The sequence below is a fragment of the Stieleria mannarensis genome (genome assembly GCF_014154935.1).
Classification (GTDB): Bacteria; Planctomycetota; Planctomycetia; order Pirellulales; family Pirellulaceae; genus Stieleria; species Stieleria mannarensis.
The window spans coordinates 124333-146980 of record NZ_JACEHH010000007.1; the positions used below are offsets into that span (position 1 = coordinate 124333).

Annotated in this window: 9 protein-coding genes (1 of these 9 cut by a window edge); 6 read left to right on the forward strand and 3 right to left on the reverse strand. The window is 60.9% G+C overall.

Annotated features, from left to right (window positions below):
* A protein-coding gene (locus tag H1B37_RS07025) for a CARDB domain-containing protein (RefSeq protein ID WP_182865920.1) crosses the window boundary here: on the reverse strand, positions 1-14409 show its start. Its footprint begins 22437 nt before the window's first position; only the first 14409 of its 36846 coding nucleotides appear in the window; it begins with the start codon at positions 14407-14409; the stop codon falls past the left edge of the window.
* Positions 14410-15233: 824 nt separating this feature from the next.
* Here H1B37_RS07025 and H1B37_RS07030 point away from each other — a divergent pair.
* The 3 genes from H1B37_RS07030 to H1B37_RS07040 all read left to right on the forward strand — a co-directional run bounded on the left by H1B37_RS07030 (position 15234) and on the right by H1B37_RS07040 (position 18031).
* Positions 15234-15830 (forward strand): hypothetical protein, encoded by a 597-nt coding sequence (locus tag H1B37_RS07030; protein ID WP_182865921.1) that lies wholly within the window; start codon positions 15234-15236, stop codon positions 15828-15830.
* A gap of 213 nt (positions 15831-16043) precedes the next feature.
* Entirely contained in the window at positions 16044-17327 is a 1284-nt protein-coding gene (locus H1B37_RS07035) for a redoxin domain-containing protein (protein WP_182865922.1), read from the forward strand.
* 467 nt (positions 17328-17794) lie between these two features.
* The gene (locus tag H1B37_RS07040; RefSeq protein WP_182865923.1) at positions 17795-18031 is read left to right on the forward strand and encodes a hypothetical protein; all 237 of its coding nucleotides are present in this window, start codon (positions 17795-17797) and stop codon (positions 18029-18031) included.
* 125 nt (positions 18032-18156) lie between these two features.
* Here H1B37_RS07040 and H1B37_RS07045 read toward each other — a convergent pair whose 3' ends face one another.
* Both H1B37_RS07045 and H1B37_RS07050 read right to left on the reverse strand, forming a co-directional pair.
* Complete coding sequence (locus tag H1B37_RS07045) at positions 18157-19701, reverse strand: TAXI family TRAP transporter solute-binding subunit (protein WP_182865924.1); 1545 nt, start codon at positions 19699-19701, stop codon at positions 18157-18159.
* The gene (locus H1B37_RS07050) at positions 19698-19913 is read right to left on the reverse strand and encodes a hypothetical protein (RefSeq protein WP_220498081.1); all 216 of its coding nucleotides are present in this window, start codon (positions 19911-19913) and stop codon (positions 19698-19700) included. The genes H1B37_RS07045 and H1B37_RS07050 overlap by 4 nt, the downstream gene beginning before the upstream one ends.
* 16 nt (positions 19914-19929) lie before the next feature.
* Here H1B37_RS07050 and H1B37_RS07055 point away from each other — a divergent pair, with 16 nt between their 5' ends.
* From H1B37_RS07055 to H1B37_RS07065, 3 genes are all read left to right on the forward strand, one after another.
* Positions 19930-20544, forward strand: coding sequence for a hypothetical protein (locus H1B37_RS07055; RefSeq protein WP_220498082.1), 615 nt, complete (start codon positions 19930-19932; stop codon positions 20542-20544).
* Complete coding sequence (locus H1B37_RS07060) at positions 20534-20995, forward strand: transcriptional regulator (protein WP_182865926.1); 462 nt, start codon at positions 20534-20536, stop codon at positions 20993-20995. The genes H1B37_RS07055 and H1B37_RS07060 overlap by 11 nt, the downstream gene beginning before the upstream one ends.
* A gap of 88 nt (positions 20996-21083) precedes the next feature.
* Positions 21084-22589, forward strand: coding sequence for a B12-binding domain-containing radical SAM protein (locus tag H1B37_RS07065; protein ID WP_182865927.1), 1506 nt, complete (start codon positions 21084-21086; stop codon positions 22587-22589).
* Positions 22590-22648 lie beyond the last annotated feature (59 nt).

Here is a 22648-nt window from a genome sequence, read left to right on the forward strand (position 1 = left end):
CGTCGCCGGAGTCTCGCCGCCGAGGTTGCTGACCGTGTACGAAACATCAAACGTCTGGCCGGCCCGCACACGTTCAGGCGCCGACAACGCGGTCACTTGCAAGTCCGGCGGTGTCGCCAGCGTCACATCCACGATCGACGAGATCGTATTGTTGCCTTCCTCCTGGTACTCAAGCACGGCCCCCCGGGCCAGCAATCGTTGTGTTTCGCTCAGGCGATCAAACGAGGGTAGCCGCCGGGGCTCCTCAAAGCCGACGCCGCGATTGCCGAATCCGATGTTGCTGCCAGGGTACAGTCCCGAAGCGTACGCCGGCGAATCGGTCAGCACCAGCACATAAAAGTCGCCGTCGATTCCGTCGGGTATGCGAACCTCGATCGACTCATTGTACGATTCACCAATTTCCAACACGCCGTCGTGCGACCGCTGGCCGATCATTGTGTCGAATCGATCCAGCGACGCGTCCCGCGATAGAAACACGCGATCAACCCATGAATCCGTGCGCGTCGCGCGGGTGCCGGAATTGGTGACCAGGTAATCGATGGAGACCGTTTGGCCGGACGTCAGGCCTGTGGGAACGACCAAATCACTGATCACCAAGTCCGCTTCGTAGTAATCCACCGCGAAGGGCTGTGATTGGATGTTGTTGAAGGGATCGTCGTAGGCCCAGCGACTGAAGTAGCTGGTCAGATTGTCGTTGGTCCCGGTCTCGGCTGGCCACCAGCTCGTTTGGACGGTTTTTCCGTACTGGTTGTGATGATTCAGGTGAACGTAGGCAAAGAAATCACCGCCGATGCCTTCGGGCAACCTGCCCGTGATCTCGACCGTGTACTGCTCGCCCGGCATCAACGGCTGGGCGTTGGACTTGACCGCACTGCCCAGCAGTGAAGCGCGGTGTGCAAGGAATTGAACGTCGGCGGAGATCCACACCGAATCAGACCAGTAATCCGTGCCCGGCCAAACCGGATGCGCGCCGGTATTTTCAACGGTGTATTGGATCGTAATTTCTTCGCCGCTTCGTGCGCCGGTCGGGACTTGAATGTCCACCACCTGCAAATCGGCCAGACGCGGTTCAACCAGACTGTCGGCGACCTTGGTGTTGTTCGATTCATCCGTTTCTCCGACCTGAAACCTGCCGTCGGTGACCACCACGATGTGGCTGCCACGCGCCGACGGAGTCAACGTGACGGTCACCGAATCACTGTAGGATTCCTTGTCGCCGAGGGCCGAATGGGGCACCGAAGCCAGTAGCAAGCTGTTGAACGTATTGGGAATCTGTGTGGGATCGTCAGTCAGCCAAATCTGATCCACCCAACTTCCTGACGCATCGCCTTTGCCCTGGTTGAAGACACTCCAATCAACGGTGTACTCCTCGCCGCCGATCCCGGTGGCCGCGACCGTGACGTCCTGGACCAACAAATCCGGGTCGGGCGTCGACAGTGCGATGATGTCGATCGCGCGAGCTTTATAATTGTTGTTGTCGATCTCCGTCGGATCGTCGGGATTGACGTTGATTGCCAGCGTGTCCTCCAACACCACCGCGTAAGGATCCGTCCAGGGCGTGATGTAGTAGGTGCCCGAGGTCAGGCCGGTCGGAATGGTGACCGTCGTGACCACGTCGTAACCGGCTTTGTTGACCAGCGACCCGGAATGCCCAATCGATTTCAGCAGGTGATCTCCCTGACCGGGGTGGGGACGATTCTTGTCGCGGGTCAGCCAGATCGTGTCCGTCCAGTTGGGAACGGGCGTCTCACCGGGGCCCAGGTTGGTCACCGTGTAACGGACTTCCACGCTCGCGCCCGTGACGGCCTGGACCGGGGCGATCACATCCGAGGTGACCAAGTCCGGCAACGGCTGTGGGGTCACATAGAGTTCGGTGTAAGCCGTGTTGTTTCCGTCGTTGGGCCATTCCTCCATCGATCCGCCGGCATCGGTCTGCACGATCAGGTAGACCGTCCCACGAAAACGCAGCGGCACGACGGCCGATTCGGTTTGGGTGCGATACTGTGCGCCGGGATCCAATGCCGACTGGTTGCCGACCGATGCGATCAAGATGTCATCGGAGGTGATCACCGGGTCGAGCGACAGGTAAACACGGTCGGTCCAATTCGGGACCGTCGTCGCGACACTGCCCTGGTTGATGACGGTAAAGTCCAAGGCGACCGTCTGACCCGGATCCACCGCCGCCGGTGCAGTGATGTCGATAATCTGCAGGTCCGGACGAGGTCGCACCGTGATGGGAATCGCAGTATCGTCGACCCGCGTGTTGTTGTCCGTCGCACCGTGTTCATACAACGTGCCGCGGAAATTGGTCGTCACCACGGCTTCGTACAAGCCGAACGTCCGCACCGGCAACCGCACCTGTTCCTGCCGGGTGTAGGTGATGCCCGGATCCAGCGGCCCGTCGTAGCGGTAGGATCCCAGCGAAATCGTGGGTGCGTTCGGTTCACCGACTTTTCGTAAAAAGACGCTGTCTTCCCAGTACCCGTCGGCACCCCCAACGCCGTCATTTTTGACCGTCCACTGGATATCGATCAGCGTCCCTTCGAGCACCGCTTCGGTCGGCGCCTCAATGTTGGTCACGATCAGGTCCGGTGAATCGCTCAGGTCAACGTTGAAACCATCCGACACCGTTTCGTTATTGTCGTCATGAATGAATTCAAACACACCGCCACCGGTGCGGACGACGATGAAGTGTTCGCCGGAAATCCCGTCGGGAAGCGTGACGTTGACGGTGCGGTCGTAGCCATCCCCGACGGCCAGCTGTCCCAGATGCGGAAACGTTCCCAGCGTGCGAATGCGGTTGCCGCCGGAGGACTCCGTGGCCAGGTAAACGATGTCGTTCCAGTTGGCGAGATTGGTCAGCCCGATCCCCTGGTTCTCGACGCGCCAGGAGACTTCGATCGGCTGGCCGCTGTGTCCAGGAAGCACAGGATCGGCGACCGACGTGACCACCAGATCCGCGTACGGGATCGGCATCACATCAAACACGTCGGGTGATCGATCCGCATTATTGGCCAGCCGTCCATCTTCAAAAACCGAATCATTCCGGTCTGCTTGGACATACAAGTAATACCGTCCGGTGAAAGCCGGCGGCAATTGGAACGTTTCGGTGCGGGTGTAGGACTGGCCGACGCCCAGGGCCTCGGTCCGCTGGAACATGGCGACCACACGATCGTCGCTGTCACCGATGATCTCGTCCGTCGACGCGATCACGGCGTCGAACCAATCGTCTCCCTGGGCGGACAACGTTCCCAGGTTGTCGACTCGCCAGCTGACAGTCACATTCGCCGGATCGGCGATCGTCTCGGTCGGCGCGACGACGCCCGAAACTGCCAAATCGGGATAGGGCGCGAGCGTCGTCGTCGCATTCGCGTGCCCCTCATTGTTGGTCTCCGCGGTCCCGGAAGCGTTCAATTCGAACACCGAATCCGTGGAATCGGCAGTGATCGTGATCACGAGATCGCCGACGCTTGCCGATCCATCGGGAATCCGAATCGTGGCGGATTGATCGTTGGACGCACCGACCACAAGCACGCCACTGGTCGCCACTTCATAAACGACCAGTTCGTCGACCAACGTTTGTCCGTTGGACGAATTCACGACACGCAATCGCTGTTGGAAATCGACGGTCGTGTCCGCAGTCCCGACGTTGTTGATTCTCCAAGTCAGGTCCAATTCTTCGCCGGTCTGCAGATTCGACGGGTCGGCGACGCCATCGGAGACGGTCAGATCGGGGTAGGGTGGCAGTGTTGCAAGGATACCGACCGACGACGTGTTGTTGCTCTCCGGCGTGTCCCCGGTGAAACTTTCCACCACCAGGTCCGTCACATCGGTGGCGACCGTGATGGTTAGGTCTCCCGCCCCCGGCAACCCATCGGGAAGAGTCCATGCAAAACTTCGATTGATCGCCTGTCCGGCGGCGATGGTCTCGCCGGTCGCGATCTCCAGCGGCACGGTGGCATCAAGCAGCGTTTGCCCGGTCGTCTCGTTAATGATCGTCACACGTTCCAGCAATGACGACGTGACCGCGGCACCACCATCATTGACCGTTTGCCACTGAATCGTCAATGCGTCCCCGGCCGTCGGCGTTGATTCGGCGACACCGATCGTTTGAATCTGAAGATCGGGCAGCGGTGGGAAATCCAACGCGATACTCGCCGCCGTCGTCGATCGATTGTTCGTCTCGTTACTTTCCGGCTGGACGCCTGTCGCGTCGGTTTCGACGATCAAGTAATACGTTCCGACCGGCAACGATGCATCCAGCGGCAAATTGACCAGATAGCCGTCTTGTGAATAGCTTGCTCCGGCCTGCAGGGGAACGGTGCCCGCCGCTGCCGTCGCCAACAGCCGATCGTCGGATCCCAAAACCGTGTTCGAACTCAACCAAATCCGATCCACGAACGATTCGTAGGCTGAACCGGTTCCATGATTGGTGACCGTATAATTCAGCGGAATCGTTTCGCCGAACACGCCGCTAAAGGTTGTCAATTCGGCGTCGACTTGCAGATCGGGAGCAAGGATTTCGATCGGCACAACGGCGGTCAAATTGTTGACGTCGTACTCAAACTCATAGACTTCGTTCTGCCAATCGGTTTCGACGAACAAATACGCCTGGCCGAACAGATCGTCAGGCAACGTGACCGTCACCGCATCGGTGTAACTTTGCCCCAACACCAACTGGCCGTTGTGCCGGATTTCCGCCAAACGAATGTCATCGGCGTTTCCGGCGACATTGTCAATGCTGAACCAAATCGCGTCGGTCCAGGAAGTCGCGGGAGTAACACCGGAAGCGTTGGCCGCGTCGTTGGTAACGGTCCAAGCCAGGTCAATCGTGCGGGCGACGTCGCCATGGGCCGGTGAGACATTCAAGGTCGGAATCAAATCGGCAAATGGAATCGATGACGTGACGACCGTCGTTGTGACGTTGTTCGACTCCGCAACTGCGGTCGACGAGTGCTCGGTGACCGCATTGGTGCGATCGGTCGTCAAACGGAATTCGATCTCGCCGACGCCGTTGATTCCTTGTGGCAAAGCAACCTGCACGGACGATCGACGGGATTGCCCCGGATCCAGCGGGCCGCCGTCCTGGCTGACGACCAGATCGGCGATCGTGAATTGCGAAAGCGACTGGCCCAGATTCTCTAACCGAGTCACCAACACCCGTTCGGTGAAATCGCCGATCGCAGCCAAATTGCCGTCGTTGATCGTGTCCCAACTGACCGTGACCAAGTCGCCGGGCGCAAGAATCGGAGGGCTGATGGTCAGGTTGTCGATCACCAAATCTGTCGTCGCATCGAAGGTGACCGCCGACGTGTTGTTCTGCTCGGCGGCGAGGTGACCGGCAGAGTTGTGTTCAAAGATTGCATCAATGCGGTCGGTCAGCACCGCGACTTCGTAGTTGCCCGGAACGCTCAGCGTGACCTGCGCCGATCCGCTCGCACTGGCCCCGGCCGCGACGTCACCGACGTCAAACAATTGTTCGGCAACCACTTGCCCACCGGCCGTGTTGGTGATCCGCAAGCGTTCGCCGAAGCCGCCGGTCGCGTCGCCGCTGCCGGCGTTGGTCGTTTGCCAAGTGAACGTGAACACGCCGGCCGAATCCGGTCCGCTGACAGAGAGCCCCTGGACCTCCAAATCCGGTAGTTCAGAGAGTGTCACGTCCAGCGTCTCGCTTCGTGTCACGTTGTTGTCGGTCAACGTAAATTCGAAAACATCACCCTGCTCATCCGTTTCGACAAAAATGAAATAGGGCCCGGACGCATCCAGCGGCAACGTCACGTCGACCGTTGCGGTGTAGGTTTGGCCGACATCCAACGAACCGCCGTGCAGCACCGAACCGATGTAACGATCGTCGCCATCACCGTAAACGTCATTGGCCGATAACACGACTCGGTCATACCAGGATGACACGTCCGTGGTGGCGGTTCCGAAGTTCCCCACGGTCCACCCCACCGTGATGACGTCACCCGAGTTGGCCGTTGCAGGGACCGGTAGCGTGATGTCAGAAACACTCAAGTCGGCGAATTGCAATTCACTCGTCGGGCCGATCGTCGTGTCCAAAAGGTATTGCCCATCGGGACCACGCCCGCCCTGGCCCAAGATCACGACGAAGTATTCGCCGGTGGTCGTGATGTCGTAACGTGCGATCGATGCGTCGGTCGGATTGGGATTGATCGAAACGACTTGGTTTGCCGAATTGCGAATCTCGATCACCGGCGCCAACGTGCTGGTCGTGGGCAACGACACTTGTGAGAAAACGGTTTCTCCCGCTTCCACGGTCCCCAACGAAAAATAATCCTCGTCCACGTTGCCACTTTGACCGCTCATGATCGTTCCAGCGACACTCGACGTTCGCTGGTTTCCCGACGCGGTAAATGTCAACGGATCGGCTCCAGACGTCGAATCGTTGTTGTAGTCGGCGTCGGATTCCAGATCGATTCCGCGTGCGAGTTCGATCCGAAAGTCATAGTCGCCGATGCTGCTTCCGGTCCATCGTTCCAGCCTGACATAGTAGGTGCCGTCGGCAGGGATTTGGTAATGACTGATATACCCGTCATCATTCGGACCGGCACCAAACCCGCTCGCGACCTCGCCGCCGCCAGAATTGTAAAGCCGTGGTCCGATCCGCAGCCCGCCTGCGGTGTCCGCCGCAACGGCGACGCGGTCCCCGGCCAACGCCTCAAAACTCCACCAATCCAAGTCGTTCGACGGATCGATCGATCCGACGCCCCGCCCGAGGTAGAGGCCGCTGCCTCCGGGGTCTTGGTTCAACGGCAGCGGTGTTGCCACAGCACGCGATCCGTTCGAACTGCCTTCCAAGGTCCGCGTCGAATCAAAATCCACCACAAAGCTTCGAGTGTAGTGGTCCAGCGGATTGTCGACCAAGTCCTTGATCGATGGGGTCACCATCAGGCGGTAGTTCCCTTCCCGCAGCGGACCGTCGTAGATCTGCAACGCGATGTTGGTGCCGGTGTTGTAGGTCGATGCCAGACGCAGGTCGTAAACGATGTCGTCGCTGCTGGGTGTCGTCGCGCTGTCGAAGATCCCGTCGGCACCGGCCTCGCGGAGGTCCCAGCCGTTCAGCGGATCGGCCGGGAAAGCGTCCACTTCGTTCGCGATCCCGTCGGAATCCGCATCGCCGCTGGCGGCCGGAATCTCTACCAACGCCCGATAGCTCCATTCCGGCCGCCCCGCGTACCAGAATCCGTTGGTGTTGTGATAGACCGCGTCGTACGTGCCGTCGTTGTACGTGCTGCCCCACTTGCGATAGGCCGACGGATCACCGTCATCCCAGGCCCAAGTCCCTTCGACCTGTGTGTCGTTCAGCCCCGTCCAGAAATGGGTGTCCCCGAAGCGGCCCTGCAAAAAATCCTCTTCCGCAAGCTCGTTGATCGTCACCAGGTGGCCACCGAGCGAGGCGGCAAAGTTGCGAGCATCCCACCACGTCATGTTGCCCGAGCTGCGGACATACGTGTGACCGTCGTGGATCTCGTAGTCATACAGCGGCGTGTTGACCGTCGTCGCTTTGAGTTCCTCGCTCACCGTCACGTTGAACGTCGAAATCAATTGATCGGTCGTGCCGCCATCGGGAAGCCGCGAGACACCGGTCACTTGCGGCGGGATCGGGTCGGAAACCGTCACGTCCAACACATACTGCGACAGCGAACCCGGGCCGCCGTCGGTCTGGCCGGCCGCGGCCGCCCATTCGGCGATCGCGTTGCGACCGGAACCCTTGGGGTAGTCGTACCACTGACCGCTGCTGCCCTGCATCACCGCGCCATCATAGCTGGACGTGTTCGGTTCACCGGGCAACCAGTTCGTATAGTTCACCTCCGTCCCGTCGTCCCACACGAACGTGTTGCTCCCGTCGGCATCGTGGAATCCGATCCAGGAATCCCAAGAGCTGAATTCCCGCCGCAGGTAGGCGTTCTCTTGGGCATCGTCGATCGTCACCAGGTGGCCGCCCAGAGCCGCGGCGGCCGCTTGGGCACTGGCCCAGTTCTGGCTGCCGAGCAACTGATAGGCACGCCCGGACCGCACCCAATAGGCGTTGTTGACCTGGGCAAAGTACTCTCCGTCGGCGATCACATCGGCACGGAACCCGTTGGTCGGGTCGCCGTCTTCATCGAGTAGCTCCGTCCCAGCACTGTCAAAGACGCGTAGCTGTGGGATCAGCGTGCTGCTGCTGGGCAGGGTCAGCCCCAGTTCGATCCGGTTGCCGACGTTCAGCAGCCCCAGCCGGAACCGGTCCTCGTCAAAGTTGCCGCCTTCGCGGCCCATGATCGTTCCGGCGATCGTGCCACTCCGCTCGTTGCCGTCCTGGATCAGCGTGATCGCATCGGCGTTGTCAAAGCTGTCGTTGTTGTAGCTCTGGTCGGATTCCAGATCGATCCCGCGGGCCAGTTCGACACGCAGCTCGTAGCTGCCGATGCTGTTGTTGGTCCAGCGTTCCAGCCGGACGTAGTAGGTGCCCGTCGAGGGGATCGCGTAGTGGCTGATGTAGCCGTCGTTATCGGGGCCGGCCCCGAACCCGCTGCGAACCTCGCTGCCGGAGCTGTTGTACAGCCGCAATCCCACGGCGATGCCGCTGTTGGGCGTATCGACGGCCACGCCGACACGGTCCCCCGCCTCGGCGTCAAAGCTCCACCAATCCAGGTCATTCGACGGATCGATCGAACCGAGGCCGAACTGCTCGGTCAAAAACAACCCACTGCCGATCGGGTTCTCCGTCAGCGGCAGCGGCGTCGCCTTGGTGCGGCTGCCGTTGTCGGTGCCTTCGTAAACATAGACGTCGGGAAGGTCGACGGTGAAGGTGCGGACGTAATCATCACCCAGTCCGCCCACCCCGTCGCCGTTACCGTCCAGCCGGTTGCCGACCACGTCGCTCAGTGACGACGTGATCGTCAACTGATAATTGCCGTCATGCAGCGGACCGTCGAAGATCTGCAACGCGATGCTGGTGCCGGTGTTGTAGGTCGATGCCAGACGCAGGTCGTAAACGATGTCGTCGCTGCTGGGTGTCGTCGCGCTGTCGAAGATCCCGTCGGCACCGGCCTCGCGGAGGTCCCAGCCGTTCAGCGGATCGGCCGGGAAAGCGTCCACTTCGTTCGCGATCCCGTCGGAATCCGCATCGCCGCTGGCGGCCGGAATCTCTACCAACGCCCGATAGCTCCATTCCGGCCGCCCCGCGTACCAGAATCCGTTGGTGTTGTGATAGACCGCGTCGTACGTGCCGTCGTTGTACGTGCTGCCCCACTTGCGATAGGCCGACGGATCACCGTCATCCCAGGCCCAAGTCCCTTCGACCTGTGTGTCGTTCAGCCCCGTCCAGAAATGGGTGTCCCCGAAGCGGCCCTGCAAAAAATCCTCTTCCGCAAGCTCGTTGATCGTCACCAGGTGGCCACCGAGCGAGGCGGCAAAGTTGCGAGCATCCCACCACGTCATGTTGCCCGAGCTGCGGACATACGTGTGACCGTCGTGGATCTCGTAGTCATACAGCGGCGTGTTGACCGTCGTCGCTTTGAGTTCCTCGCTCACCGTCACGTTGAACGTCGAAATCAATTGATCGGTCGTGCCGCCATCGGGAAGCCGCGAGACACCGGTCACTTGCGGCGGGATCGGGTCGGAAACCGTCACGTCCAACACATACTGCGACAGCGAACCCGGGCCGCCGTCGGTCTGGCCGGCCGCGGCCGCCCATTCGGCGATCGCGTTGCGACCGGAACCCTTGGGGTAGTCGTACCACTGACCGCTGCTGCCCTGCATCACCGCGCCATCATAGCTGGACGTGTTCGGTTCACCGGGCAACCAGTTCGTATAGTTCACCTCCGTCCCGTCGTCCCACACGAACGTGTTGCTCCCGTCGGCATCGTGGAATCCGATCCAGGAATCCCAAGAGCTGAATTCCCGCCGCAGGTAGGCGTTCTCTTGGGCATCGTCGATCGTCACCAGGTGGCCGCCCAGAGCCGCGGCGGCCGCTTGGGCACTGGCCCAGTTCTGGCTGCCGAGCAACTGATAGGCACGCCCGGACCGCACCCAATAGGCGTTGTTGACCTGGGCAAAGTACTCTCCGTCGGCGATCACATCGGCACGGAACCCGTTGGTCGGGTCGCCGTCTTCATCGAGTAGCTCCGTCCCAGCACTGTCAAAGACGCGTAGCTGTGGGATCAGCGTGCTGCTGCTGGGCAGGGTCAGCCCCAGTTCGATCCGGTTGCCGACGTTCAGCAGCCCCAGCCGGAACCGGTCCTCGTCAAAGTTGCCGCCTTCGCGGCCCATGATCGTTCCGGCGATCGTGCCACTCCGCTCGTTGCCGTCCTGGATCAGCGTGATCGCATCGGCGTTGTCAAAGCTGTCGTTGTTGTAGCTCTGGTCGGATTCCAGATCGATCCCGCGGGCCAGTTCGACACGCAGCTCGTAGCTGCCGATGCTGTTGTTGGTCCAGCGTTCCAGCCGGACGTAGTAGGTGCCCGTCGAGGGGATCGCGTAGTGGCTGATGTAGCCGTCGTTATCGGGGCCGGCCCCGAACCCGCTGCGAACCTCGCTGCCGGAGCTGTTGTACAGCCGCAATCCCACGGCGATGCCGCTGTTGGGCGTATCGACGGCCACGCCGACACGGTCCCCCGCCTCGGCGTCAAAGCTCCACCAATCCAGGTCATTCGACGGATCGATCGAACCGAGGCCGAACTGCTCGGTCAAAAACAACCCACTGCCGATCGGGTTCTCCGTCAGCGGCAGCGGCGTCGCCTTGGTGCGGCTGCCGTTGTCGGTGCCTTCGTAAACATAGACGTCGGGAAGGTCGACGGTGAAGGTGCGGACGTAATCATCACCCAGTCCGCCCACCCCGTCGCCGTTACCGTCCAGCCGGTTGCCGACCACGTCGCTCAGTGACGACGTGATCGTCAACTGATAATTGCCGTCATGCAGCGGACCGTCGAAGATCTGCAACGCGATGCTGGTGCCGGTGTTGTAGGTCGATGCCAGACGCAGGTCGTAAACGATGTCGTCGCTGCTGGGTGTCGTCGCGCTGTCGAAGATCCCGTCGGCACCGGCCTCGCGGAGGTCCCAGCCGTTCAGCGGATCGGCCGGGAAAGCGTCCACTTCGTTCGCGATCCCGTCGGAATCCGCATCGCCGCTGGCGGCCGGAATCTCTACCAACGCCCGATAGCTCCATTCCGGCCGCCCCGCGTACCAGAATCCGTTGGTGTTGTGATAGACCGCGTCGTACGTGCCGTCGTTGTACGTGCTGCCCCACTTGCGATAGGCCGACGGATCACCGTCATCCCAGGCCCAAGTCCCTTCGACCTGTGTGTCGTTCAGCCCCGTCCAGAAATGGGTGTCCCCGAAGCGGCCCTGCAAAAAATCCTCTTCCGCAAGCTCGTTGATCGTCACCAGGTGGCCACCGAGCGAGGCGGCAAAGTTGCGAGCATCCCACCACGTCATGTTGCCCGAGCTGCGGACATACGTGTGACCGTCGTGGATCTCGTAGTCATACAGCGGCGTGTTGACCGTCGTCGCTTTGAGTTCCTCGCTCACCGTCACGTTGAACGTCGAAATCAATTGATCGGTCGTGCCGCCATCGGGAAGCCGCGAGACACCGGTCACTTGCGGCGGGATCGGGTCGGAAACCGTCACGTCCAACACATACTGCGACAGCGAACCCGGGCCGCCGTCGGTCTGGCCGGCCGCGGCCGCCCATTCGGCGATCGCGTTGCGACCGGAACCCTTGGGGTAGTCGTACCACTGACCGCTGCTGCCCTGCATCACCGCGCCATCATAGCTGGACGTGTTCGGTTCACCGGGCAACCAGTTCGTATAGTTCACCTCCGTCCCGTCGTCCCACACGAACGTGTTGCTCCCGTCGGCATCGTGGAATCCGATCCAGGAATCCCAAGAGCTGAATTCCCGCCGCAGGTAGGCGTTCTCTTGGGCATCGTCGATCGTCACCAGGTGGCCGCCCAGAGCCGCGGCGGCCGCTTGGGCACTGGCCCAGTTCTGGCTGCCGAGCAACTGATAGGCACGCCCGGACCGCACCCAATAGGCGTTGTTGACCTGGGCAAAGTACTCTCCGTCGGCGATCACATCGGCACGGAACCCGTTGGTCGGGTCGCCGTCTTCATCGAGTAGCTCCGTCCCAGCACTGTCAAAGACGCGTAGCTGTGGGATCAGCGTGCTGCTGCTGGGCAGGGTCAGCCCCAGTTCGATCCGGTTGCCGACGTTCAGCAGCCCCAGCCGGAACCGGTCCTCGTCAAAGTTGCCGCCTTCGCGGCCCATGATCGTTCCGGCGATCGTGCCACTCCGCTCGTTGCCGTCCTGGATCAGCGTGATCGCATCGGCGTTGTCAAAGCTGTCGTTGTTGTAGCTCTGGTCGGATTCCAGATCGATCCCGCGGGCCAGTTCGACACGCAGCTCGTAGCTGCCGATGCTGTTGTTGGTCCAGCGTTCCAGCCGAACGTAGTAGGTGCCCGTCGAGGGGATCGCGTAGTGGCTGATGTAGCCGTCGTTATCGGGGCCGGCCCCGAACCCGCTGCGGACCTCGCTGCCGGAGCTGTTGTACAGACGCAGCCCCACGGCGATGCCGCTGTCGGGCGTATCGACGGCCACGCCGACACGGTCCCCCGCCTCGGCGTCAAAGCTCCACCAATCCAGGTCATTCGACGGATCGATCGAACCGAGGCCAAATCCCAAGAAGAATTGGTTGTCGCCGGTCGCATCCGACAGCGGAACCGGTGTGGCAGACGAACGTGTGCCGTTGTCCGGGCCTTCGAGAACATACTCGGCCGGAAGATCGAGTGTGAACGTTCGGAGGAAACGATCACCCCCGTTTCCGTCGCCGTCCCCGTCGATCTGATTGCCGGCTCGGTCGCGGACGGAGTTGTTGACCGCGAATTGATACAGTCCGCTGGACAGCGGGCCCTGCTGGGGAAGCAGGTCGACACTCCGCGAAAATTCATCAAACGTCGACTGAAGCCCCAATGAAATGACGACGTCATCGGATGTCCCGAAAACAGTGTCTGGTCCCGCTTCGCGCAGGTCAAATGCTCCGGCTGCCGTGACCGTCTCGGGATCCATGCGTTCGGAGAAGGTCAGCGACAGCGAACTGATCACAGAAGAGGATGTCGCACCTTCGGCGGGCAAACCGCTAACGTTTTGGACGCGAGGGGCAACGTTATCGTTGATCGAGACCGACGTCACATATTGGCCCCGCGGGCCTTCGCCGGAATTTGCAGCCACGATCGCATAGTAGTCGCCGGTTGCTGTGATGGTCCCGGAAAAAGTCGCGTCGAAGGCACTGCCGACGGTATCGGTCACCGGGTTGCCAGCGCTGTCGACGACGGAGACACGTGGATCGAGTGTGCTACCGGTCGGCAACAGAGAAACCAGATCGACCGTATTGCCAGGATCGAGCCTGCCGAGGGAGAAGGTGTCTTCGTCCGTGTTGGAGCCTTCGGTTTCCATCACGGTTCCGACGACCGTCCCGACGACTTCGCCAGGGGCGATTCGATCGAGATCCAGTCGATCCGCCCCGCCGACGCTATCGTTGGCGTATTGTGGGTCGGATTCCAGATCGATCCCGCGAGCGATTTCGACTCGAGCCTCGTAGGCCCCGGTCGAATTCGACTGTGATGTGATTCGTGCGCTGTAGCTGCCCGAACTGGGGATCGTGTAGTAACTGATGTAGGCGTCGTTGTTTGGACCGCTGTTGTCGTCGGTCGCCAAATCGCCGTCGGCAGAGTTGCGCAGCCGCACGTACGGATTCATCCCGCTGTCGGGAGTGTCCACGGCGATTGCAACGCGATCGCCCGCAAGGGCATCGAAAGTCCAGTAGTCGACGTCGCCGGCGACTTCAATGGCCCCGAGTCCACGCCCGCTCCACGCGCCGCTGCCGGCGGGGGATTCGACGAGGTAGATCCGGTCCGCCGTCGCAAGTGTGTCGTTGCTGGGGGATTCAATACTTTGGCCCGGTTCCGCGGCGACGGTGAATGTGGTGCGGAAATCGTCGCCGACCGTGCCATCCTTGTTCCCGTCCAAGGCGACCCCGTCAGTGTCTTTCAATTCGGCTGACGCAGTGAATTGATAGAGTCCTTCCTGTAACGGTGCCGCCCGCCCGTTGAGATCCAACGAGACGGTCAGCCCGGTGACGTAAGTCTCGCCGAGTGCGATGGTTTGAGGCTGGTCGTCGCTTGTTCCCAATGAGCCGTCGGCACCTGCGGAAACCAGTTGCCAGTGATTGACGTTGTTGACGGTCGACGCATCAAAGTTCTCGCTCAGCGTGATCGTCAATTGATCCACCGCAGCGGACAGGTTGCCGCCGTCGCTCGGCAGCGGGGACACCAGATCGATGAATGGCTCTCCGACCAGCAGGATCCGCTGCTCCATCGGTTCGAAGCGAAGCCGACGTTGTTTCTCCAAGAGTCGATACAGTGATCGTCTTCGGCTGCAAGACTGGGCTCTGCAAGACTGGGTTCTGCGTTGGCGGGACGCTTTGGCGAACCCTCGGCGCTGTTGTGGCATCATTGCACTTCATGCGTTGTACGAATCGAGTGTCCGCGCGACGCAAGTCCAGAGAAATGAACGCTCCCTCGCTGCTTCGCCGATTCGCCATCGCCGGACGGAATCCCACCGATCATTCTGGCGGACGGATTTGCCGATTGGAACAGTTGTGACGGTTTCTTCACCCCCATTTGACAAAGATGTCACAAACCGTGCCAGTTTGCACCGCTCCGGCCGGACCGAAGCGTGTTTCTTCCCCCCGCAGCCGGACGACTCGAACGATCACATGACGCCAGAAAATCCGCGATGAATGGCGTTGAGCTCTCAAAACACAACCGACAGGCCGGGGACAAACAACTCGCCGCGGGCTTTCTGTTGCCCCGAGGCTACGAGGCCCCAATGGTGGCAGCGGACAACGATTCACTGTCCAAATTCATTGACACTTTCATCGCAACACGTGCGGTTCGGCCGTGATTCTGGTGCGGACGCGTCACTCTGCCCGCGTCGCGCTCAGGGGAACAGTTGGGGACAACGGTTCTACACTGTGCGTTTCGCAGAGGGGGCATGATGTAGAGGGATGAGGAGATTCGGGAGGGTCGCAACGATGCTGCGGCTGACGCTCCCCTCTTCGCGGGTCGACTTTGGCTCAAGTGGTGCTGAGCTAGGTCGTCGTCTGCTAATGGCAAGCTATTGATTGCTCGTTGTCGGTAAACCCGCACGTGTACTTAGCCCTCCCTATTGCCATGAACGATCTGTCACTCGGCCCGTTGACTGCACTGAACCATTTGACATCCGCCGAACCCGCCTTCGCGATCGCGACGCTGTTGGTGTGCGCGGTCGTCACGATCGCGTCCTTCAAAGTCTTGATCGCCTGGTTCGGCGATGCCACACCGGGTTACGTCCAGTGCACGGCGTGGTTGCTGGTGATCGGCGCGGCAAATTATGCCGCGGCGTTCGTGGTCGAAGCGATCCTGCGATATCCCAGCGCGATCGTGACGCTGCCGTTGGCGGGTTTCTTGACACTGTACCTGACGTCTTGTGCGGCCAAGTCGGAATTGTTCACCTCATTGGTGATCATGAGCTTGCATCTGGTCGTTTCCGCAGTCGGCACCTCGGGCGTTTTGCTAGCCGCAACGTTCCTGCAGCCGACACTTGGCATTTCGAACCAGTCAGCCAGTGCTGCCTCAACCAGTGCGACCGCGGTTGATGATCGCCAGTATCAACCAACCGAGTCGTCCAGCCCCCTGGCGGCCGATGCCACCGAATCGTCGCCCCTGGAAACACGGTCGTCGAATCCGCGACATGTTCCGGGAACTGCGAATCCCTTTTTCCAAAACTAGCTGCTTTCTGCACCCCATCGTCTTGCCCCCATCGCCACGCATCCCGCACCGAGAACGAAATGCGGGGCCGTCGGGGGAATTCGCCTCGGCCGAGAGTTGCCACTGATCTAGCCAGGCGATAGGATCGATCGCTTCGGGGGATGATCTCCCAAACAACACGTTTCACGGGAGTCACGGGTGATGAACACGAGCATTTGCGAATCTACGCGTCGGATGTTTCAACCACGTTCGTTGGTATCGGCGCTGTTGCTGGTGGGGGTGATCGGATGGACCAGCGGCTGTAGAGATGCCAGCCAAGACGATGCGGCCGACGGCCTTCAGCCGCCCGTCGTATCCGACGCCATGGTGGCCGATTCGGACCCTTCGTCGTTGCCCGGCCCCCCAGAAAAACTGGGTGTCGGCGACCCGAGCCCCGGGTTGAAAATCGCGAACTGGATCCGTGGCGAGCCGGTCCAGGCGCCACTTCGTGACCGCGTGCACGTGGTTGAATTCTGGGCGACTTGGTGCGGCCCCTGCCGCAGCGGCATGCCACACATTAGCGAGCTGCAAAACGAATTTGCCGATGAAGTGACGTTCATCGGCGTGACTGACGAGGACGAAGCGACCGTTGCGGGCTTTCTCGGACAAACGGCGATGGAAGACAAAACATGGGACGACGTCATTGAGTATCGCTTGGCCATCGATAGCGAAGGCTGGATGAATCGCGCCTACATGAAGGCCGCTGGGCAAGGCGGAATCCCCTGTGCATTTGTCGTCGGCCGCGACGGTATCATCGAGTGGATCGGTCACCCGGGAACCATCGACCAACCGCTCCAGGAAATCGTCGCCGGAACCTGGGACCGCCAGGCCGCCATCGCAGAGTACAAACAACAGGAAAAGCTGCAGGAACTGGCCGCCGAGGTGAGTGCGATGTTGCGCGAGCAAGAATACGACGCCGCATTGGAACGGATGAACCAGTTCGAAAAAGCCGAAGGCACCTCCAAGACGCTTCTGAACTATCGTGTCCGGGTGCTGGAAATCGCCGGCCGCACCAATGAAGCCGCCGTCGCCCGCGAAGCCCTCGTCCAAGCCGCTTGGGACGATGCCATGCTGCTAAGCCAAATCGCTTGGACCACCGCAACCAACGGCGATCCCTCCGATCTAGAACTCGCTCTCAAGGCGGCCAAGCGGGCGTCACAGTTACGAGACAACGAGGACGCTTCGATCCTCGACACCGTGGCACGCTGCTACTACGAACTCGGCCGGCTGGACGAAGCGATCAAGTGGCAGCGTCAAGCGGTCGAACATTCCGATGGGCAGAAACAAATCGAAGCGACGCTGAAAAGCTACCTGGACGAGCAAGCCGACGCCGAGCAAGCTGAGTCGGGCGACAAAGCCTCCGAGCCGAAAGACGCCGATTCGGGGGACACTGATTCGGGGGTACCCGCGGCGGACGATGAAACCGGCGAGGCTGCGGAATCGAACGTGGAAGCCGACCAGGAGCCGGCCGCCGAGTAGCCGAGGTTCGCGCTGCCGGGAGCGGAAGCGATGTGTGGGATCAACGCCCAGACGCGCCCTATGATTTGAGTTAGCGGTAGTGGACGACGCGAGGAGTCCTCACATCTGGCAATCCGAATGGACTCGTCGCCTCGGCCACTACCCGAAGACCAAGCAGGAAGACCAAGCAGGAAGACCAAGCAGGAAGACACTGTACGTAAGTTTCTGCCGTTCCCTACTCGCCACTTAGGGTGAAACTGGATGCCGCTAGCGGGGCGTGAGAAGAACCTGGACGAGATGCGATTGACGATTCGATCGCGAATCGAACAATCTGGTGACCGGCTTGTGCCAAGTCGTGTTTCCCCCAGTTCACCGACGCCCCACGTTTACGTTGGCAACAGGTGCATTGACAAGGTGTACGTGTCAGGGGCTGAAGCGTCGGGGTTGGCACACGCAAATCATCCCATTCGATCACGTCAAGGAAGCCAATGATGAATAACGCTCCGTCGACACTTAGTGAAGATCAGATCGCTCAAATCGAACAACACAAGTACTTCATGAGCGAGAAAGCCGGCTACGACGTCGGCTGGGAACGCGCCGAACAGGATTGGCGAGAAAACTTTGGCCCGGCCGCAACCGAGCCCCCAACGCCCGCCAGCCAGACCGCACGTCCGAAAGGGCTGGGCGGTTTCTTCAAACGTTTGATTTCCCGCGCCGCGGTTTAGCGGGACCGCGCTATCGTGGCGTAGCCACGATAGCCCGAGCGTGGTAGGCGCCGGGGATCCACACCGCTGGCAATGGTAGCAACGTCCGCGCGGCGTTCACGATTCGCTGAGCTGCCCCGCATCGATCAAGACGCTGCTTCGGGCGGGGGATTGTTTGAAGCGTTTGCTCGGCCGGACGGTGGCGAGTCGGTCGATGCTGCAGGCTGTGTCGCCGCAGGCTGTGGATTGTCGGGAGATTGCTCCGATGGGGCCATCGCTTTCTCGCTCGCGCCGGCCGACGGCGGGCTGTCGCTGGCAAGCGATTGCGTTTGTGCCTCGATCGCGTTGCGGACACGACGTTGGACAAATTCCACGTGCAGCCGCAGATTGTAGAACTCTTCCATGTAAGACAACGGGACCGATTTCAGGTCATCCAGTTCGCCTTGCATTTCCACCAACGTCGTCTCATCCTTGACCAGACGTTCGACGTCCGTTTCGCCGCGCAGCTCGGATTCGATGCCACGCAGAATTTCGTACCAGCGATAGATCCTCGAGCGAATCCTCCAGCGATACAGCGGCGGGGCCATGCGGAACAGCGGTAACAGCAACGTCACCGCGGGCAATAGCAAGATCTTGCCGCGGTTGATGGCCGACGCGACCCAAAACGGCAGGTACTTTTGCAGAAACGGTGGCCCGTCTTCAAAGAACACCTGGGCGGATTGGTTCAGTGGAAACTCGACAAACTCCGTCGACGGCAACCGCCCCGGTTGCAGCAGGCTCTCTTCGCCACGGTGCGTTTGCGTCGCGGCCCGCAACAACAGCGGGATCAATGCGTCGTGCAGCGAGCGGGTGGCGATCAAATTGGCGGCCGGTGCGATCAATTGAACATCGCGCGGCGGATAGTCGTGTTGCAAATCGATCACGCCGCGCTGGAGCGTGACGGCGGTGAGAAACGGGTGTCGTCGCGAGTAGGCATCGTCGCGTTGAAAGTTCATCAGATGGATGTCTCGGTCGGCGATCAGCTGGCGGATCAGTCCGGATTCGGGCGGCAAGACAAAGATGGCCGCATCGATTTGTCCCTGTTTCAATTGTGTGACCGCTTCGACGCCGCCCGACCCGACCAAGGTCGCCCCCGAATCGGAATCGATCCCATTCTCGTCCAACAACAATTTCGCGATCGATTCGGTGCCGCTGCCCGGGCGGCCGACCGCGATCCGCTTGCCGCCCAGGCCGCGCAAATCCGCCGGCGATGCTTCGCCCCGATAAAACACCCAGATCGGTTCAAAATACAAACTGGCCAGCGATTCGATCCGGGCCGAATTGCCGAACGTTTCCGGCACCGTCCCACCCTGAACGATCGCCAACGTGACCTGCGGATCGGAGTCCAACAACTGGTAATTTTCGATCGATCCGGCCGTCGGACGAAGTTCCAACGTGACTCCCTGACGTCCCAGGTAATCGCGATACTGGAGCGCGAACCGATGGTAGGCCCCGTCGGTCGGACCGGTCGCCATGACGATCCGACGCGGGGGAGCGGGCTGGATGAAAAACCATGCCAGGGCGAATCCGAACAGAACGACCAGAAACCCGCCGCCCCAGATCTTCAGCAACAACCCCCGCACCTGGCGACGCGTTTCGCGAAAATGCTCGGCCAGCAAACTCTCCGAATGATCCCGCGTCGTTTCAGTCAAATGCCCGGTCCTGATGTCTTGTCGAACGTGTCGTGATTGGCGGCATGGGCGACCGCCTCGTGATGAGAGATCACGTCGCGTCTTGCCAGATCGGCCAAGTATTTCTCAACGATAGACGATTCCAAGATCACTTGCTGCTTCCCGGTCCCCAAAAACAGTTGACGCGGAGTGAAACACCGGATACTTTGCATTGCAAAGCCAGTTGATTCCACTTCGATTCGGGTCACCGTGATGGAACTTCGCGAGGCACTTCGCCAGATTTCCGAAATTCGCGCGTGTTTGTCTCGCGGCGAAGTGTTTCGCGGTTATCGCTCAGCAACGGTCGGGTTTTCAGCCGTCGTCGGGATGATCGCCGCGGCATTGCAACCGCATTGGGTTGCCGCACCGGCGACAAATTTGGGGCGCTATTTGGCTGGCTGGATCGCGGTCGCCGCGGTCAGCGTGATCGTGGTGGGCACCGAACTCGCCTGGCGAAGCGAGCGGAACGGTCCGGGCCGCTCGCGCGAGTTGACGCGTTTGGCGGTCGAACAGTTTTCCCCCTGCATCATCGTCGGCGCGCTGCTGACACTCTTCATCTATCGTTACGCGCCCCAGATCGGTTGGATGTTGCCGGGGCTGTGGGCCCTGGTGTTCGGACTCGGCGTGTTTGCGTCCTATCGCTTGATGCCGCGTCAAGTGTTTTGGGTCGGCGCCTACTACATCGCTTGTGGCTGCGGTTGCTTGCGTTTCGGACAGGGCGAGAACGCGTTTTCACCTTGGTTGATGTTCATCAGCTTCGGCGGCGGGCAACTGCTTAGCGCCTCGATCCTCTATTGGACTTTGGAGCGTCCCGATGCCGGCTAAACGAAAAACCGATCCGAAAAAATCCCAGTCCGCCCCGGCATCCCAATCCGCCCCGGCTGAATCGGGGCGATTCGCCTACAGCGGTCTCGATCGCGTCCTGCACGAAAAGGCGCGGCTGGGAATTCTGGCCTCCCTGGCGGCGAACGACGCCGGGTTGCTGTTCAACGATCTCAAACAACTCTGCTCGCTCACCGACGGCAACCTCAGTCGTCACCTGGGCGTGTTGAGTGACGCCGGACTGGTCGAGACCTGGAAAGGTGCGTCCGGAAAAGGAAATGGTGGGTCGCGCCCCCAAACCATGTACCGCCTGACCGAACTGGGCCACTCCCGATTTGCCGACTACATCAACGAATTGGAACGCGTCATCGCCGACGCGCAACGTGACGCCGCGTCGCACGCCGAGAGGCCGAAGGGCCCTCGCCGGGCCGCGCACCGATGGTCCGCGACCTGATCTCCGGGTCTTTTTTCACCCCTCCTCACTTTGCATTGCAAAGCTTCCGCAACGCCCACTTCCACCGACTCGATTGGAGAGCGACGACATGAAACCCTGGCTCCCACGCGCCATGCGGATCGCGCCTCCGCTTGATCCGCACGCCCCGACGGCTCCGATCCGCCAGCGACAGGCGTTGCTGATCAACCCGTTTTATCCCAAGGATCCGCACGCCAGTTTCGGAAAGCACGTGTTGACCCCGACGTTGGCATTGACCAGCGTAGCCGCCGCCACGCCGGAGGATTGGGAGGTGAGTTATTGGGACGAGAACTTGCTGCAAGGGCCTCCGCCGGGCGACCCGATGCCGGCGGTGGTCGGCATCACGGTCCACCTGACCTTTGCCGAGCGAGCCTATCAGCTTGCACGATGGTATCGCACCCGAGGCGCGGTCGTGGTCCTCGGCGGACTGCACGTGATTTCGTGTCCCGAGGAGGCCGCGCCGCACGCCGACGCTCTGGCCATCGGTGACGGGGTCAGCCTGTGGGGGGAAATCCTACGCGACGTTGACAACGGGACCCTGCAACCCATCTACCGCGCCGATTTTCACCGCCCCTATCGTGATGACCCTGCGCCGCGCCGCGACCTGCTTCCCCGTGAGAGTTTCTTGACGACGTCCAGCTTGATCGCAACACGCGGTTGCCATAACCGATGTGGGTTTTGCTACCTGTCGACCAAGGGGCTGCACATGCCGTACTTGGTTCGCGATGTCCAGCAGATCGCCGACGAGTTCCAGCGCGATGGGCAACCCTATGCGGTGTTCACCGACAACAACCTGGGCTCCAAACCGGAGTACCTGCGACAGTTGTGTCGAGCGCTGCGACCGCTTGAAAAGATCTGGAGTGCCGCCGTCAGTATCGACGTCACCGATGACCCCAGCCTGGTCCGAGAGATGGCGTTGGCGGGGTGCACGGGCGTCTTCATCGGGTTCGAATCACTGCATAACGACAACATCACCGACGCGAAGAAGAAGAGCCCCAGGACGGAAGACTATGCCCGACGCGTGGCGCTGTTGCACGACAACGGGATTCAGGTCAACGGCAGCTTTGTGCTGGGATTCGACCACGATCGCGAGGACGTTTTTGAGAACACGATCCGCTGGGTGGAAGAAAACCGGTTGGAGTGTGCAACGTTTCACATCATGACGCCCTATCCCGGAACGCCGCTGTTTCGACAAATGGAATCCGAAGGCCGGCTGCTGCATCGCGATTGGAGCAAGTATGACACCGCCAACGTGGTCTTTCGCCCCAAACACATGACCGAGCAGCAACTGGCCGCCGGGTATGCGCGTTGTTACGAGCGTCTGTTTTCACACGCGTCGATTTGGCGGCGTCGTCCGAGGGACTGGCGCGCCGTCCCCGCCTATCTGGCGATGTCCTACTTGTACAAGCGGTCCAATTGGATGTGGCACTTGCTGATCAAGTACCGTCAGACGGCCCGCGTCTGGCGACCGCTGGTGGAATTGACACGGCGGCGTCACGTCAAGTTTCGGCGGCGATTGCAGGCCCAGCCCGAAACACCCGCCCGCGGCAGCACGGTGGTTTCGGCGGGCGTGTAACGGAACGCGCCGGCAGCTGTTGATTGAATTTGCGTACCCAAATCAACAAGGACGTCGGT

Excerpts from the sequence above, each read along its gene's own strand:
- H1B37_RS07035 (WP_182865922.1), top strand. The coding sequence starts at position 16,044 with ATGTTTCAACCACGTTCGTTGGTATCGGCGCTGTTGCTGGTGGGGGTG.
- H1B37_RS07065 (WP_182865927.1), top strand. The coding sequence starts at position 21,084 with ATGAAACCCTGGCTCCCACGCGCCATGCGGATCGCGCCTCCGCTTGAT.
- H1B37_RS07060 (WP_182865926.1), top strand. The coding sequence starts at position 20,534 with ATGCCGGCTAAACGAAAAACCGATCCGAAAAAATCCCAGTCCGCCCCG.
- H1B37_RS07040 (WP_182865923.1), top strand. The coding sequence starts at position 17,795 with ATGATGAATAACGCTCCGTCGACACTTAGTGAAGATCAGATCGCTCAA.
- H1B37_RS07030 (WP_182865921.1), top strand. The coding sequence starts at position 15,234 with ATGAACGATCTGTCACTCGGCCCGTTGACTGCACTGAACCATTTGACA.